Raw genomic sequence first — 16,375 nt, forward strand, 5'->3', positions numbered from 1 at the left:
AAAAAATAGGATGCCGCTTCCGCCGGGGTGCCGGGGAGTATGTGATCAGCAGGGTAACAGGCGGAGGGCAGGGGGGACTGTCCTTCAGCCCCCTTGCGCCGTCCGGGTTACAACCAGGTATGGAACTTTCGTATGAACCAGTTCTTGACCCATTGGGTGAGCAGGCAATAGGACACCAATATGCCGGTCAACCAGGGGAAATAGTGTAGGGGCAGGGCCTGCAGGTTCAGCATCGGTGCAAAAGGCGAAAATGGAATAAGGATCCCGATGGCCATGATCAGCGCGGTAAGCGCTACTACAGGCGCTGCGGCCCAGCTCTGGATAAAAGGTATTTTCCGGGTACGGATCATATGGATGATCAGCGTTTGCGAAAGCAGGCCTTCGATAAACCAGCCGCTTTGAAACAAGGTCTGGTGTGCGGGGCTGTTCGCCTTAAACACAAAGAACAGGACCGCAAAGGTTGCAAAATCGAAAATGGAACTTATCGGCCCTATAAATAGCATAAACCTCGAAACCCCGCGCGCATCCCATTTCTTTGGTGTTTTCAGGAAGTCGTCATCCATTTTGTCCCAGGGTATGGATATCTGCGATACGTCGTACAGCAGATTTTGTACCAGCAGGTGTATGGGCAGCATAGGCAGGAAAGGCAGGAAGGCGCTTGCGCCCAGCATACTGAACATATTGCCGAAATTGCTGCTGGCCGTCATCTTGATGTATTTGATGATATTGCCGAAAGTTCTTCTGCCATAGATCACGCCTTTACGCAGGACCAGCAGGTCTTTTTCCAGCAGGATAATATCGGCGCTTTCCTTGGCGATATCTACCGCGGTATCCACGCTGATGCCCACATCGGCCTCTTTAAGCGCTGCTGCATCATTGATGCCGTCGCCCATAAACCCTACCGTATGTCCCTTGCTGCGCAAGGCTTTTACCACGCGCACTTTCTGGAGTGGGCTCAGTTTGGCAAACACCGAAACGCTGTCTATGCTGGCGTCGAGGGCCTCGTCCGACATGGCTTCGAGCTCATTGCCATTAATGATCTGCTGTACGGGGATACCGGTATCCCGGCAGATCTTCCGGGTCACGGTTTCATTATCGCCGGTAACTACTTTTATAGCAACACCCAGTTTTTGAAGCGCTTCGATAGCCGGCTGTGCCGAGGGTTTTGCCGGATCGAGAAAACCGATAAAACCGGTCAGGGTCATGTGCTGCTCGTCGCTCACGCCATAGGTTAGCGGATGGGCGGGGTCGAACTCGCGAATGGCAACCAGCAATACCCTTAGCCCTTCCTCGTTCATTTTTTTCGAGGTCTGCAGTACGATATTGCGCATGGTTTTATCCATAGGCACCACGTGGTCGTTCTCGATATGTAAGCTACGGTTCTCGCCCGGTTCGAAGGCACTGTCGCATAAGGGCAGCATCTCTTCCACGGCGCCTTTACAGATCAGCAGGTGTTTGTTGTTGTGCATTTTCAGGATCACCGACATGCGCCTGCGCTGGAAGTCGAAGGGGATTTCGTCGACCTGCACATAACGTTCTTCCACACCTAGGTAGTCGTGTAGTTCGGCATGTTCCAGCACGGCCTTGTCCAGCAGGTTTTTCAGTCCGGTCTGGTGGAAGCTGTTCAGGTAGGCCCATTTCAGCACTTCATCGTCTTCCACACCAAAAACGTTCAGGTGTTTTTCCAGTACAATCTTATCCAGGGTCAGGGTACCGGTTTTATCGGTGCAGAGGATGTCCATGGCGCCGATGTTCTGGATGGCGTTCAGCCGCTTTACGATCACCTTGCGTTTGCTCATATTCACGGCGCCTTTGGCCAGGTTGGCCGTAACGATCATCGGTAGCATTTCGGGCGTAAGCCCTACCGCTACGGCAATGGCGAAGAGCAGGGCCTGCAGCCAGTCGCCTTTTACGAGGCCATTCACCAGGAAGATGACGGGTACCATCACGAACATAAACCGGATCAGCAGGAAACTGATCTTATTGATGCCCTTGTCGAATGCGGTCTCTGGACGTTCGCCGGTAATGGACCGGCTGATGCTGCCGAAATAAGTATGACTGCCCGTGGCAACGGCTATGGCGGTAGCGGTGCCGCTCACCACATTAGTGCCCATAAAGGCCAGGTTGTTTAATTCCGTTGGCTGATGTTTGTCGGCATCCCGTATTGGCAGGTAATTTTTCTCTACAGGCAGGGCCTCGCCGGTCAGCATGCTTTCGCTTATAAACAGGTCTTTGCTACGCAGGATACGGCAATCTGCGGGTATCATATCACCTGCAGACAAGTATACCAGGTCGCCGGGTACCAGTTCGCTGATTGGTAAGGCCACCTGCCCGTTGAATTTCCGCAGTACGGTGGCTGTTGTTTTAACCATGCTTTTCAGCCGGTCTGCGGCTTTATTGCTCCGGTACTCCTGTGTAAAACGCAACAGGGCGCTTACCACAACCATGATCGATACGACGATCACGGTTTTGAAGTCGCGGTCGGCAGGCGGCGCCAGCACCACGTCGATCACGAACGATATGGAAGCGATCGCCAGCAGGATAAAGATGAAAGGGTTTATAAAGGCCTTTAATAACTGCATGTACCAGCGCGATGCCTTTTGATGTGCGACTTCGTTCCGTCCGAATTTCAAGAGGCGTTCGTCGGCCGTAATCCTGGAAATGCCGTCGGCACTGCTTTCCAGCATGGCGTACACAAAGTTTTCATCCTGCATCGATGCCTGCTGCAATTTCAGCACAGTGCCGGTATGCATGCCGTTGGAGCTGATCAGGGATTGGAAGGGCTTCCTCATTTTTTCTTTCAGCGTTTTCATCATTTCCTGTTTTATTGGGTAAAGTATAAGCCATTAAGAAGGCCGTGCAGGATTGTTTTCAAGGCATGGGCATGCCGGGCGCTTTACAGGTCGGTCTGTTTACCCGTTATTTCCCAGCTTACCTTATTCACTTTGGTTTCGATGGTCAGCCGGCTGGCTACCCGTTCCATAAAGCTGTCCTGCGGGGTCAGCGCTTTTATTGCGGCAGTAATGATCACATCATCGGACTCGTGGTGCTCGTCACTGCTCAGCGATTGCAATAAGAGTTTGTCATCGTTGCCGAGCATCTGCATCAACAGTACCCGGATGTGGTTTTCTACGTCTGTCTTGCATTTTATGGTAAAGAGGTAGTCGGTCTGTGTCGCCGCCGATTGGGTAAAGGTGAGCCGGTTCAGTTGCAGGCCTACGGGGCGTAACACGATATGGGTAAGCATCACGGCGGCCGATACCACTGCGGCTTCGGCGAACATACCCAGTCCGCAAAGCGAGCCTACTGCGGCGGAGCACCATATGGTCGCCGCGGTGTTCAGTCCCTGCACATTCAGCCCGTCTTTCATGATTACGCCGGCGCCCAGGAACCCGATACCGCTTACGATATAAGAGGCGATACGGCCGGTAGCGTCGCCTCCGATCTGCAGGGACAGCAATACAAAGGCGGCCGAGCCCATAGCGACCAGGGTATTGGTCCTGAGCCCCGCGCTTTTTTGCCGCCATTGGCGTTCGAAGCCGATGGCCGCGCCCAGGGCAAGCGATGTAAATAGCCTGATGCTGAAATCCAGGATTTCCATTTTGTCTCCGGTTGATTGCTGTTAACGATGCCGCAAAATTCAGCAACCGCGCCCGGAAAGACCGTTAGAGCGTGAATAGAAAAAAATTAGAATTTTATTAGAAAGGATAAAATGGCCACCAAGGGCTGTTTCAGAGATGGGGCAATACGATGGTAAAGGTAGTGCCGCTGTCTTTATGCGAAACGACGGAGATCCGGCCCTGGTGCAGGCTGATGATCTTTTCGCTAAGCGGCAGGCCGATGCCATGACCGTAAGCGCGTTCTTTATTTTCGCCCCGGTAAAAAGGGCGGAAGATATGGGGCAGGTCTTCGGCAGATATGCCGATGCCCTGGTCGGAGAACCGGAGGGTCAGGTGTTGTTCATCGAAGGCAAGGGACACCGTACATTTGGGGGGCTCTGAAAATTTGCAACCGTTCTCAAAAAGGTTGCTGAAGGCGACTTTCAGCAGGTATTCATTGCCATTTACGGTCATATGCTCCTCCTGTTCGAATTCGCTTTCAAAATGAATGTCCATCTGGTAGCCGGGATTGCTCTGCTGTACCTGTTGCATCGCATCCAGCAGTACTTCATCTATACGTATCTTTTTAAAGGTGATCTCGGAAGGATCGTAACTGGCTTTGGCCAGGTCCAGCAGGCTGTTCGACAGGCGTACGATTTTTCGGGAGTCGCTTAAGGCATTGCGGATCGCTTCCCGGTATTCCTCCCGGCTGCGTTCTTTATCGGCCGACAGTTCCAGCTCTGTAATCATGGCGGCCAGGGGCGTCCTTAATTCGTGGGAGATATTGGATACAAAATGTTTCTGGGCGTCGAACGATTGTTCGAGCCGGTCCAGCATGGCATTAAAGGTAGCTGCGAGTTCGGACAGTTCGTCCTTGCTGTCATTGCTGCTTAACCTTAGGTCCAGGTTTGTTGCTGTTATATTCTTCGCCTTCTCGATCATGGCGCTTACGGGTTTAAAGGCTTTCCTGGAAAAGAGAATACCGGCCACAAGGATCAATAATACCGAAGCGACGAATACGATGATGCTATTGGTAAGCAGGTGACTGAGTTTGCTGTACCCGTACTGGTCGTAGGCCGCAGCGGTAATGATATAATTCTTGCCGGCAAAGGGATAACGCAGCCCTATTACCTGCCAGTGTTGCTGGTAAAATTCGATCTCCCCTTTCCTGTTGATCTCTTCGATCATGGGCCGGGTCTCCTTTACGAAGTCGATATCGACCGCATCGTGGTAGAGCAGTACGAAGCCGGTGTCGTAAATGGCTACCTCGACCTCGTTCAGTACTTTGCGGTTGTTGTGGTAAATGTCCTGCAGTACCTTCCGGTCTACATTGGCATTAAGAAATACGGTGGCCTTGGTTACCGCTTCCTTTTTGAGCAGGCTGTAAAATTCTTTTTCCCGGTTTTGTTTGGCAGACCAGTAGATAATAGTGGCAAACAGCAACAGGATAATTGCCGTAATGATGGTGAAAAGTACAACAAGCCGGGTCTTTATGTTCATGCTTCCGATTTCAGGATAAAGCCCATACCGGGTTTGGTATGGATCAGTTTTTTATCAAAGTTCCGGTCAATTTTCTTACGCAGGTAATTAATATATACGTCGATAAAATTGGTGCCGGTATCGAAATGGGTTTCCCATACTTTATCTGCGATCTCTACCCGGGATAAGACGCGGTCAGGGTTTTGCATCAGGTATTCCAGCAATTTAAACTCTTTGGGGGTCAGGCTGATCTCCTGTCCATCACGTTTTACGATCTTGGTATGTAAGTTCATTTCCAGGTTATCGTAACGCAACAGGAAGCCGGAAGCATTGCCGTTGCTGCGGTTGCGCTTGAGTAAGGCCCTGATGCGTACCAGTAGCTCCCGCATCTCGAAAGGTTTAACCAGGTAGTCGTCGGCGCCCGCATCGAAGCCTTCTACCTTATCGTCGGTAGTGCCCAGGGCCGTAAGCATAATGATAGGAATGTCGGGTTTGGTTTGCCGGATCTGCCGGCACAGGTCTATGCCGTCTATCCTGGGAAGAACAATGTCGGTAATAATAAGGTCGAAATCGTCCTGCGTGGCAAGCTTCCTGCCCGAAAGCCCGTCATAGGCCAGGGTGGCAGCAAAGTCCTGCTCCTCCAGCCCCCGTTTGATCAATTCTGCTACCCGCTGGTCGTCCTCTATTATTAATATTTTCATTCATGCAAATTTACAGTTTCGGTCCCGATATTAGGTGGTATCGCGTGTTTAAAAATTTTAAGCGGCGTATTATGAAAAAAAAACGGGAAGCAGCACTGTGCTGCTTCCCGCGAAAAAGACAGGGAAAAAATTAATAAACAATATCGCCTTTCACCGAACTCAATAATACGCCGAGCTGGGCAATTACGCTATTGGGTACATTATAGGATTGTGCGGCGATCACCACATCGCCGATAAAGCGGTTAAAGTCTGCTTCGTCGGAAGTGGGGTGGGCTGCGGAACCGAAGCGGTTATAGGTGGCAAAGTTATGCGCGGCTTTCATGGTCATGCCTTTGTAGATCTGCTGACCGCTTACCGCCTGTTGTACGAAATCGGTAAAGGTTTCGCGCAGGTGTGCGTAACCGGTTGTATTACCGGCGCCTACTTCGGCCAGTAAGGTCGGGAAGTAAATATTAATGGCAGTATCGGCTGCGATCACCATCAGCGCCTTATTCACCACGGTGCGTATGGCCAGGCGGCCGGCCTGTATGGTTTGCCCGCTGTTGTCGGGGTCTGCGATCATTTTGGTGCCATTGCCCTCCACGGCGCCCTGGCCGCCTTGTATAAACCAGCCCAGTGTATCGTACAGGGGCGATGTGGCAATGGGTGTAGGCGGCGTTACCGGCTTGTCGTCTTTGCTGCAGGAGCCGAGTATAACGGCGAAGCTGAGCATGGCTGCAATAATAAAGAGAAGTTTTGTTTTTTGCGTTTGCATACGTGTTGTTTTGAGTGTTAAGATATAAATGAACGTGGACCAGTTTTAATTGACGACGCGGGCGACCATATTGGTCAGTTTGCCATAGAACGAATGATTGTCCATGGCCGGGCAGCCTTTAGTGGCTTCGCTTTGCGATACCAGGTGGCGCTCAGAGGACATGCCGGAGGGCCGGATAGCGCTGGCATAAATAGCCTCGGCGGTATTTACCTTGTTATCATAGGTATATACCAGCATCCTGCTGCCTGCATTATAATAAGTTTCTTTTACACCCTTTTGCCTGCTTACTGCCTGTTGTATGGTCTGCATAACCTGGTCGGGTACCGGTTGTTTAAAGTCGGCGCGTGCCATTTGCAGCGTGGCCGCAGGCAGGGGCTTGCGGTTTTTTACCATTACAACGATGTGGATCAGCAATACGGCGGAGAAAAGGAACATGATGCCCAACAGGGATCCCGCAGCCACTTTCAGCTTCTTTTTCATTGTCATAAAATGTAACGGTTTAAGTAGATGAATAATAAACTTATAGATCGCGCTTGTCATTATTTACGGGATATTGTACCGCCCGGATTTAGCAGGACCATATTTTTTTTAAAAAAATTACCCGTTCGGTATAATACCGGGTGCTAAGCCGCTTGTTTGCTGCGTGTTAGCGGCTAAAAAAATATGCATGGTTGTAAGCGGGAGTGTGCGTTGCCCCGGTAGAAGGTAGCATCTGGCCCGGTTTAACTAATTTTAGCCGCTTAAAATCTGCAACGATGATTACCTTAAAAAGACTGGCTCCTGCTCAATGGCAGGAATACAGGGCTATCCGGCTCGAGGCCCTGCAAAGCGACCCCGGCATGTATGGCAGTAGCTATGCAAAAGAAATGGCTTATACGGATGCACATTGGCCGGCTTTTTTAGCGGATGAGTCCCGTGCATTGTTCGGTTTGTATGATGATACGACCCTCGTGGGACTGACCGGTATTACTTTAAAAAAGGAAAATGTCACAAATGCGGTACTGGTATCGTCTTATATACGCGAAGCCTACCGGGGGCGGGGCCTGTCGCAGTTATTTTTCCGGGCACGTTTCCACTGGGCCCGTGAAAAACACTGCAGGTTGCTGCTGGTATCACATAGAGCGGGCAATGCCGCTTCTGCTGCGGCCATACAGGCAGCCGGTTTCCGGTATAGCCATGCCGAAGCTGCCACCTGGCCGGATGGAGGAAGCGAAGATGCCTTGTATTACAGCCTGGAGTTGGAGGAATGACCTTTGGCCGGAAACATGAAATTTAAACTTTTTTATGATATAATGATTGTGACCCGGAAAGATCAGGATTCCTGGTTACCCTATAACCTAAATCACCTTGACCACCATGTTACTAAAAAATATACCGGCTATGCGTAACCGGCTGTATCCCTTACTGCTGGCTTTGTTGATACCGCATGCCGGTTTTGCGCAGTATACTAAGTTCGCCGCAGACGCCGTAAAAGCGGATTTCGAGGCCTTGTATCCCGCATTGCAGCAAACGCATTATAACTTGTATGCCTATACCGACCGGACGACCTACGACGCGCATTTTCGACAATTAAAAGAACGCATCAAAGGAGATAGCCTCAGTTATATAGAAACCGTATCGCTTTTCCAGCACCTGGTTTCCCTGGCCAATACCGGTCATTGCGAAATCGATTTCCCGGCAAAAGGATATATCGAATATGCCTACACAGGGGGTAAGCTCTTTCCGCTGGAGCTTGCGCTGGAAGCCGGTAAGGCTTTTGTACGTAAAAACTTTTCGGATAATACGCAAATCGCGGCAGGCGATGAAGTGCTTGCCGTAGATGGTGTGCCGGTAGACCGTATAATCCGGAAGATGTATCCCCTGGTGTCGGCCGAACGGGAATATTTTAAAAAAGTAAAAATAGAATTCTGGTCTTTCCCCCGGTTATTGTTCCAGTTGGAGGGTAAAAAAGAATCCTGGAATATAACGCTAAAGAAGGCCACTACTGCGCAACAGGTCAGCCTGAAAGGTATATCAGTCATGCAATATGAAGAGCAACGCAAAGGCGAGATCCTGAACCCTGTCCGGCAATTCCGTTTCTATGGAAAGACCGCCTATCTTAACCCAGGCTTGATGAATAGCCTGGAACCCTCGGATGAAGCCGGTTTCCGGTCTTTTGCAGATTCAGCTTTTGCCGTACTGCAGCAACAGAATGCTCAAAACCTCGTGGTCGACCTAAGGAACAATCCGGGAGGACATGACAGCTATAGCGATTACCTGGTCCGCTACTTTGCAACGCAGCCCTTTCACTGGTCTTCTAACTTCCGGATCAAAATAAGCAAACAGCTGCAGGACCAGACCCGGAAGCGGCAGGATACCACGGATTATTATACCAGAACCATCTTGGGACATCGGGCAGGCAGTATCGTGAATTATGAATTGCCGCTCCAGCAACCCTTCGATAAAGGCAGGCAATTTAAAGGCAGGGTCTATGTATTGGTTAACAGGCAGACTTATTCTATGGCCGTGGTATGCGCGGCCCTGGTGCAGGATTATCATTTTGCTACCATCGTGGGCGAAGAGACCGGTGATGTACCTACGCTGTATGCATCCCAGTTCTCCTTCGATCTGCCCCGGACCGGGATTACGATAAAAGTGCCTAAAGGTTATATCATCCGGCCCAATGGCGACGAACGGCTTGCCGGCCTGCAACCCGATATCGTTATTAAAGATCATTTGCTCGATGACCGGGATGAGATAATGGAAGGCCTGCTGGAACACTTGAAATAAACCGGGTACGGGCGGTTGCGTTGCTATATTCAAATGGGGCTTGCCTGCCGTTTTACGTATCTTACAGCCGCAGGGTATTAGGCCCGATCTTTATGAATTACCAGACCTTCGAACCGGCGACAATGCTTGCTCCCTTTATCCAATGTTATTGGACGCTGGAAAGTGCGGCTGATGCCTTGCCGCAACGACAGACCATCGTACCGGATGGCTGTATGGAAATGATCTTTCACTATGGCGACCTGTACCGGCAATATACCGGGGCAGACAGCTGGCTGTTGCAGCCGGCCTGTTTTGTGATCGGGCAGCTCACACAACCCCTGGTGATCGAACCCACGGGAAAGACCGCAATTTTCGCGGTACGCTTCCGCCCGGACGGTTTCCGGCCCTTTACCGCTATGCCTTTTAAAGAGATGGATAACCGCGCGGTAGCGCTGGGCGACCTTTTCGGCGCAGCCGGCATTGCGATCGGGCAAGGTATTTGCGCGCCGGTGTCCACCACGGAGCGGATCGCGCTGGTGGAGACTTTTTTATCGGCACTGCTTACGGATACGGTCACCATCGATCATATCGTAAAAGAAACAGTAAGCCTGGTATTAGCGGTAAAAGGCAAGCTGGACGTGGCGGAGCTCTCCGCCCGTGCCGACCTGCACCGCAGGCAACTGGAACGCCGGTTTGCTGCGGCTATAGGGCTGAGTCCCAAACAGCTTTCGAAAACCATTCGCCTGCAGCATGTATTGAAAAGGTTGCTGGACGGGCAATTTGAAACGCTTACCACGCTGGCCCACGAAGGCGATTACTACGACCAGGCGCATTTTATCCGCGATTTTAAAGCATTTACGGGTGTTTCGCCTAAAGCCTTTTTCGGCGCACAACTGAAACTGTCGGGCCTGTTCTACAAAGAAAAATAGCCACGTCGCGTTTGTACAATTTTAAACCGCTTGCCTGGCGCAATTTTGCCGGAAACGATATAAACATGAAGGCGAAACTTTTTACGATGATAGGCCTGTGTGCAGCCCTGGTTGCGGGCGCCCGGCCGCCGCAGCATAATGGTATGAATGACCTGCAATGGCTTGCCGGTATATGGGAAAACAAAACCCCGCGGGGCAGTATCTATGAAAGCTGGCAAAAGACCAATGACAGCGTGATGACCGGCAGGAGTTACCGGCTTAAGGACGGCGATACCCTGGTATTTGAAGAGATCCGGATCGTAAGCGAACAGGGGCAGTTATTTTATATCCCGGTAGTGAAAAATCAGAATGGTGGGCAACCCGTGCGTTTCCGCCTGGTATCGGCTTCGGACTCGGGCATGGTGTTCGAAAACCCGCAGCACGATTTTCCGCAACGCATTACGTATAACAGGACCGGCTCCGATGCGCTTGTAGCCGCGATTTCAGGTAAGGTGGCGGGTAAGGAAAGGAAACAACAGTTCCCGATGAAAAAGATACAGTAAAAGTGGGAAGTAGCGGGTGTGCCGGCTTGTCTACCGTTTGTCTTTGTGCCAGCGGCGGCCGATGTAGACCAGGAATCGCGATTCTTCGAAGGCTTCGATCTGGTCGTGCTCTACCTGGAAGATCTCCGACAGTTTGGCGATCACCTGTTTCGATACGATCTTCCGTTTTTCCATTTTTTCAATTGCGGCAATACTGACGTGAAACTCGAAGGCAAGCAACTCCCGCGAGATACCCAGAATTTCTCTTACGGTCTTTATATTGGTCCCCATATGCGCGGCGGACTGCTTGCCTGTGTTCATATAAGCAGCATAAATAAATAGAGCGGGAAGGAAAACCTGCCCGTTGAACAGGTCAACGGGCAGGTTTTTTTAAGTTAAGACATGCTATAATAGCCTTCCGGTATCCTAACCGGTTTATAGGGAGTAACGCAGGCCAAACTGCATCTGGAAACGGGAACCGAAATAGTCGATCGCATAAGGACGACCCGGGTCGCTCCAGGTATACACAGGATAGGAAGTCGGTGTGCCGGCTTTTACCTGTTTCAGACCTACGCTTGCCATAGAGTTGAAGGTATTGGGCGAGAAGTATTGCGTACCCCAGCTTTTGTTCAGCAGGTTGGTCAGGTTGATAATATCATAGGTAAAGGTGATGGTATGCACATGTTTACCGGCTTTGAAATTATAATCCTGGCTGAAACGGAAGTCCAGCTGCGTGTTCCAGGGTGTACGGCCGCCGTTACGTTCAGTAAAGCCGCCCCTGCGGGACTTCAGGTATTTATCGCCATCGATATAGGCATTGAATTTTGCGGCCTGTTGTGCAGCGCTTTCGCCACCGCCGGCATCTGCAAAGAAGTTGGCGGCTTCATCCTTGTTGGGAATGTACACCAGGCTTACCTGCTGGCCGGTACCATCTATAGTCGAGTTCACGAAACCATAAGTATAAGGTGAGCCGGAAGAGGTATTGAAGAACAGGCTGAAGTTGGAGATAAAGCGGTTATCCTGGTGCCAGTTCACTTTATAGTTCACCATAGCCACTATGCGGTGACGGATGTCGAAGTTGGAATAAGCCAGGGTAGGGCTGTTGGGGTTCAGCGCCTGGTTCAGCTGCCAGTTGGACTCCATGGAGTTACGGATACCATTGGTGATATCTTTAGACTGTCCGTAAGTATAGGCAACCATCGCGTCCAGTCCCATTTTGAACGATTTGCTTACCTGGCCGGTGATGCTGTAACGGTAACCGTCTTGCGTATTCGACAACAGGTAGGCATTGGTGTACAGCGGGTTGATCTTTTTGCCGGAGAATATAGGCTGTTGCTGGTTTTTGTCATAGATCATATAGGTCGGGTTGTCGACATAGTTGATCTGCTGGAACTTCAGGTCCTGGATTACTTTGGTATAGATACCTTCGATGGTAAACTTGTAACCGTTAGGCGTAGTATAATCCAGGGCTAAGCTGTTACGCCAGGCCTGTGGCATTTTAAAGTTATTATCGACCAGGTCTACCTGGGTAGCGCCGGTAGCATCGTTTACGTTTACGCCCTGCTTGGTTACAAAGCCAGCTTCGCCTTTACCGGTCAGGCCGTCGCGAACCGGGTCGGAGCCGGGAGCAAAAGGTTTGGTGGATGATTTATTGTCATACGCGCCATAAGTCACACCATTGTTATAATAGGCATAACCCAGCCATGCAAAAGGAATACGGCCGGTAAACAGGCCCGTACCGCCACGCAGCACCAGGCTCTGATCGCCTTTGATATCGTAGTTGAAACCAATGCGGGGCGAGGCCTGTACCTTTCCGAGGAAGTTATTCTTGATTGCCGAAGGTTGGGTATAAGCATAAGTAGTGCCGTAATTCGGATCAACCGGGGCATTGGTTGTTTTATCGCTGAGCGGTTGTTTGTTAGGCAGGGCGGCAAGGTCGAAACGAAGGCCCGGTGTGATCTTGAAATGATTGCCCAGCTGGATCTCGTCCTGTACATAAGCGCTGTACAGGTTTACGTTGAACTTGGCAGGCGGGTTGTTGAGGATATAATCCCGGTCGTTATTGGTATAGTTGTAATTGGTCCGGACACGGGATGGATTATTATTCAGGAAATCGTTAACACTGCCATAGTCCACGCGGCCGTTCCAGGAGTTCACGAAACCGTACTGGATGCTGTATAATTCGTTGTGGGTACCTACGGTTATGGTGTGGTTACCTTTAAACCAGGTAAAGTTGTCGGTGATCTCGAATACTTTCTGTTTCATATCAAATATAGAAGCCTCGCGGTCGGTACCCAGGAAGATGGTACCGCCATTGGATGCGATCTGTATCTGCGGCAGTCCCGGGTTGGACAGCGGGTCGCGGTAGTCGTGTATGCTGGAGTAACCCAATACCAGGCTGTTGGATACGGTATTGGAGAACCGTGATTTCAGTTCCATTACCGTAGAGCTCTGGTTATTGACCTGTTTGTAGTCGATGCTGCCAAAGCGGAAGTTCTGGTTATCCCTTTCGAGGTTGGTGGCCTGCGAAAAGATAGTATTGTTGCGGATCGATAACTGGTGCTTGTCATTGATATTCCAGTCCAGGCGGTTAAAAAACTTGTTGGAACGCGAATAGATATTGTAATTGCCATAAGCGCCGGCATCTACGCCATAGGCGCTTTGCATATGATCGGAGATCTGTTTGGCCTGGTCGGCGCTGATAATCGTCATGTCCGGCGATCCGGCCCCGAGGATCACGGGATCCTGGCGGCGGGTAATCTCTTCGTTGGTAAAGAAGAACAGTTTGTTTTTTATGATCGGGAGCCCCACACGGATACCGGTCTGGTAATCGTGGAAAGATGAAGGCTCCTTGCTGCCGTCGCCGGCATTATTGGGCCCTACCAGGAACGAAGGCCGGCCATAACCATAAATAGAGGCATGCACCTCGTTGGTACCACTGCGGGTAACGGCATTGATACTGCCCCCCAGGAAGTTGCCGATCTTCACATCGTATGGCGCCAGGTATACCTGTACGGTCTGTATCGCATCCAGCGACACGGGATTGGTACGGGTACTGCTGCCGGGCTGGCCGGAGCTATTGGTCTGCCCGCCCAGCGAAGGACTGAAACCGATCGCATCGTTATTGATAGCGCCATCCAGTGTTACGTTGTTGTAACGGAAATTGGTGCCGAGGAAGGAGTTATTATTACTTTGCGGCGTAGCCCGGGTCATATCCTGCAGGCTGCGGCTCAGGGTCGGCATGTGTTTGATGTCGTCCTGGTTCATGCGTAAGCCGGCGCCGGTTTTGGTGCCGCCTCTATCCGCCTTCACCACGACTTCTGAAAGGTCCTGGCTTTTGTCGTTCATTTTGAAGTTAAAGATAGCCGAGCCGAGGTTCAGGTTGATGTCGCTTTTTTGTTGCTGTTGAAATCCTACATAACTGATGGTAATAGTGTAAGGCCCTCCTGCATTTACGTTTGCGATCAGGAAGCGGCCTTCCCCATTGGTTTGGGTACTGGTGCTAAAACCGGTTGCGGTATTGGTCAGGGTTACCGCCACGCCGGGCAGCGTTTCTCCCTGGGTATCCGTGATCTTTCCTTCAACCTGGGCTGAAGTGATCTGCGCATGCAGGCGGGGCGCCAGGAGCATGCAGATAATAATTAGTGACCTGTAAAATGGTTTCATTTGTCGCGTTTTGAGCAACAAAGGTGGATGGGCTGTGTTTCCGGAATGTGATCAGAATGTTCCCTTAATGTTACCTAACCAATCCTTAATTAATCTTTGGTTAAGCTGTATCCCCCACCAGGAGGGGGATACAGCGAAATGCATTTTTTGCGTGGTTTTATGCCTTGTCCTGCGCTGGTAGTACATGTTTATGTAGGTGTTGCTGGCTTGCTGTAAAGGGGGCTTGTTATGTGTATGTATTTTAATTTTTTATCACTTTATGGGTTTTGCGATAACTGCTGTTGGTAATCTAAGTAGTGACAAAAGAGTTCCCGATCCAGATAAGCAGGTAAATCGGGAAACTGGTCCCCGGTACAAAGAGCAGGCCCATCTAAGTTTGCATCATAAAATTATTAACCACATAAAATTAAACGAATGAAAAAGTCAGTTTTCTATCATGCCGGTTGCCCGGTGTGCGTCAGTTCCGAACAGGATATTGTTACCCTTATCGGTGCAGACCAGGTGGAGGTCGTACATTTGGGCGAGGATAAAAGCCGTATCGGCGAAGCGGAAGAGGCCGGTGTACAATCGGTACCGGCATTGGTAACACCTGCCGGACACGTACTGCATATCAATTTCGGCGCCGCGCTCGAAGCGGTAAAGGGATAAGCAGGCTTGTTCCTTTTACAATAAGATAGCCTTGCCGGTCTCGGCAAGGCTACCTGGTATGCGGTACTGTGTTGCTTGCCGGTATACAGCTATCGCTTCAGTTCCTGCCAGGAGCCCTTCGGGAGGGATTATCACCGTTTGAGGCAGGTATTGTGCCTGCCGGCGGCCAGGCCTGGTTAAGTTTGCCTATTGCAACGGTATCCCCGTGGATGCTTAAAAAACAGGTTATGAACTGGATCGCATTAATCGTCGCAGGGCTCTTCGAGATTGGCTGGCCCCTGGGTTTAAAGATGGCGCAGATGCCACAAAACAATAAAATCGGCTGGATCGCCCTGGCGGTCGTATCTATGATCATTAGCGGCAGCCTCTTGTTTTATGCCCAGAAAACGATACCCATCGGCACTGCTTATGCCGTATGGACCGGTATAGGCGCTGTAGGCACTTTCCTGGTCGGCATATCCTTTTTCGGCGATGCCGCCAATGGCCTGCGCCTCTTGTCGGCGATGCTGATCGTTGCCGGTATTATCGGGTTGAAAATTTTCTAACCTGCTGATACCATGCAGCTATAAGGCCCGTTTCATCGGGATCTGCAGGTGAGCAGGCCTGTTGGCCTCGGTATCAAAACCCCTGCCGTCCACGTGGCGGGCGCCCCAGAACATATAATTGTCCTGCAGGTAGACCAGGTCGTATTCTTTAAAAATTTGTCCTTCCTTTAAGCCGAAGGGTGGAAAGTTTTTCCTGAAAACGGATTGACTTTTGCCCGTTTCCCAGGTATCGAAGCCTGTTGCAACCGTATTGAGCAAACCCGTAAAAGCCTCTGCCAGCGGCGTTACGAGGTAGTCCAGGTCTGCCGTAAAGTCCGCCTTTTGTGCGCCGCCCACCAGGGGGTGTGCGCCCTGCCATTCTATATGCCCTTTGATTTCCATTTTAGCCAGGGTTACCCGGCCTTCGGCGTCGGCATAATTGATCACTTCCAGCTCAAAGACATCATCTGTGTTGAGTTTAAACCTACGTTTCAGGTAGAAGGGCTTCGGGCTGCCGGCTTCATTCTTTTGATTGCCTGGCCGTACTTCGGTAGCTAAACTTTGCCAGGCGCCTGCGGCTTCTTTTTTGATCTGATCGATGCTCATAAATGTTGTTTTAGTGTAGTGTAATGTATAATAACCACTTGTTTGTAGCCGGCTGCGAAGAGCACCGGGGCTGCGTCCCGGCTGCTGCGGTTGTTGTACTACCCGCTGCTGTAACCTTGCTTTATACAAAGTTGCGGTCTTTAGCTTACCGGTAAACAGCGGCATGTTTTTTTAGACCTGGTACAATTTTACAGACCATG

Annotated in this window: 15 protein-coding genes; 6 read left to right on the forward strand and 9 right to left on the reverse strand. The window is 50.7% G+C overall.

Going from position 1 to position 16,375, the window contains the following annotated elements:
- Positions 1–107 precede the first annotated feature (107 nt).
- The 6 genes from mgtA to B0I18_RS08295 all read right to left on the reverse strand — a co-directional run bounded on the left by mgtA (position 108) and on the right by B0I18_RS08295 (position 7,013).
- Complete coding sequence (gene mgtA, locus B0I18_RS08270; RefSeq protein ID WP_106522220.1) at positions 108–2,813, reverse strand: magnesium-translocating P-type ATPase; 2,706 nt, start codon at positions 2,811–2,813, stop codon at positions 108–110.
- A gap of 83 nt (positions 2,814–2,896) precedes the next feature.
- A complete protein-coding gene (locus B0I18_RS08275; protein ID WP_106522221.1) occupies positions 2,897–3,601 on the reverse strand; it encodes an MgtC/SapB family protein in 705 nt (234 codons plus the stop codon).
- 130 nt (positions 3,602–3,731) lie between these two features.
- Positions 3,732–5,099 (reverse strand): HAMP domain-containing sensor histidine kinase, encoded by a 1,368-nt coding sequence (locus tag B0I18_RS08280; protein ID WP_106522222.1) that lies wholly within the window; start codon positions 5,097–5,099, stop codon positions 3,732–3,734.
- Positions 5,096–5,779, reverse strand: a complete 684-nt coding sequence (locus B0I18_RS08285; protein WP_106522223.1) for a response regulator transcription factor — start codon at positions 5,777–5,779, stop codon at positions 5,096–5,098. The genes B0I18_RS08280 and B0I18_RS08285 overlap by 4 nt, the downstream gene beginning before the upstream one ends.
- Before the next feature lie 130 nt (positions 5,780–5,909).
- Entirely contained in the window at positions 5,910–6,533 is a 624-nt protein-coding gene (locus B0I18_RS08290; protein WP_106522224.1) for a globin family protein, read from the reverse strand.
- Between the two features lie 45 nt (positions 6,534–6,578).
- On the reverse strand, positions 6,579–7,013 hold the full coding sequence (locus B0I18_RS08295; RefSeq protein WP_106522225.1) for a hypothetical protein: 435 nt from the start codon (positions 7,011–7,013) through the stop codon (positions 6,579–6,581).
- A gap of 275 nt (positions 7,014–7,288) precedes the next feature.
- On the opposite strand from B0I18_RS08295, the gene B0I18_RS08300 reads away from it, so the two are divergent.
- From B0I18_RS08300 to B0I18_RS08315, 4 genes are all read left to right on the forward strand, one after another.
- On the forward strand, positions 7,289–7,783 hold the full coding sequence (locus B0I18_RS08300; RefSeq protein ID WP_106522226.1) for a GNAT family N-acetyltransferase: 495 nt from the start codon (positions 7,289–7,291) through the stop codon (positions 7,781–7,783).
- A gap of 106 nt (positions 7,784–7,889) precedes the next feature.
- Positions 7,890–9,302, forward strand: a complete 1,413-nt coding sequence (locus tag B0I18_RS08305; RefSeq protein WP_106522227.1) for a S41 family peptidase — start codon at positions 7,890–7,892, stop codon at positions 9,300–9,302.
- Positions 9,303–9,394: 92 nt separating this feature from the next.
- Complete coding sequence (locus tag B0I18_RS08310; RefSeq protein WP_106522590.1) at positions 9,395–10,210, forward strand: helix-turn-helix domain-containing protein; 816 nt, start codon at positions 9,395–9,397, stop codon at positions 10,208–10,210.
- Between the two features lie 65 nt (positions 10,211–10,275).
- Positions 10,276–10,752, forward strand: a complete 477-nt coding sequence (locus B0I18_RS08315) for a DUF6265 family protein (protein ID WP_146146702.1) — start codon at positions 10,276–10,278, stop codon at positions 10,750–10,752.
- Between the two features lie 30 nt (positions 10,753–10,782).
- Here B0I18_RS08315 and B0I18_RS08320 read toward each other — a convergent pair whose 3' ends face one another.
- Positions 10,783–11,052 carry a helix-turn-helix domain-containing protein gene (locus tag B0I18_RS08320; protein ID WP_106522229.1) on the reverse strand — a complete coding sequence of 90 codons (270 nt, stop codon included), beginning with the start codon at positions 11,050–11,052 and terminating at the stop codon, positions 10,783–10,785.
- 114 nt (positions 11,053–11,166) lie between these two features.
- Entirely contained in the window at positions 11,167–14,397 is a 3,231-nt protein-coding gene (locus B0I18_RS08325) for a TonB-dependent receptor (RefSeq protein ID WP_106522230.1), read from the reverse strand.
- Between the two features lie 414 nt (positions 14,398–14,811).
- On the opposite strand from B0I18_RS08325, the gene B0I18_RS08330 reads away from it, so the two are divergent.
- Together B0I18_RS08330 and B0I18_RS08335 are read left to right on the forward strand one after the other, a co-directional pair.
- Positions 14,812–15,045, forward strand: a complete 234-nt coding sequence (locus tag B0I18_RS08330) for a thioredoxin family protein (RefSeq protein ID WP_106522231.1) — start codon at positions 14,812–14,814, stop codon at positions 15,043–15,045.
- A 227-nt stretch (positions 15,046–15,272) separates the two neighbouring features.
- Positions 15,273–15,590, forward strand: coding sequence for a DMT family transporter (locus tag B0I18_RS08335; RefSeq protein ID WP_106522232.1), 318 nt, complete (start codon positions 15,273–15,275; stop codon positions 15,588–15,590).
- Between the two features lie 18 nt (positions 15,591–15,608).
- On the opposite strand, the gene B0I18_RS08340 is transcribed toward B0I18_RS08335, so the two are convergent.
- On the reverse strand, positions 15,609–16,175 hold the full coding sequence (locus B0I18_RS08340) for a hypothetical protein (RefSeq protein ID WP_106522591.1): 567 nt from the start codon (positions 16,173–16,175) through the stop codon (positions 15,609–15,611).
- Between the last annotated feature and the right edge of the window lie 200 nt (positions 16,176–16,375).

It is taken from the genome of Taibaiella chishuiensis, from assembly GCF_003014535.1.
Classification (GTDB): Bacteria; Bacteroidota; Bacteroidia; order Chitinophagales; family Chitinophagaceae; genus Taibaiella; species Taibaiella chishuiensis.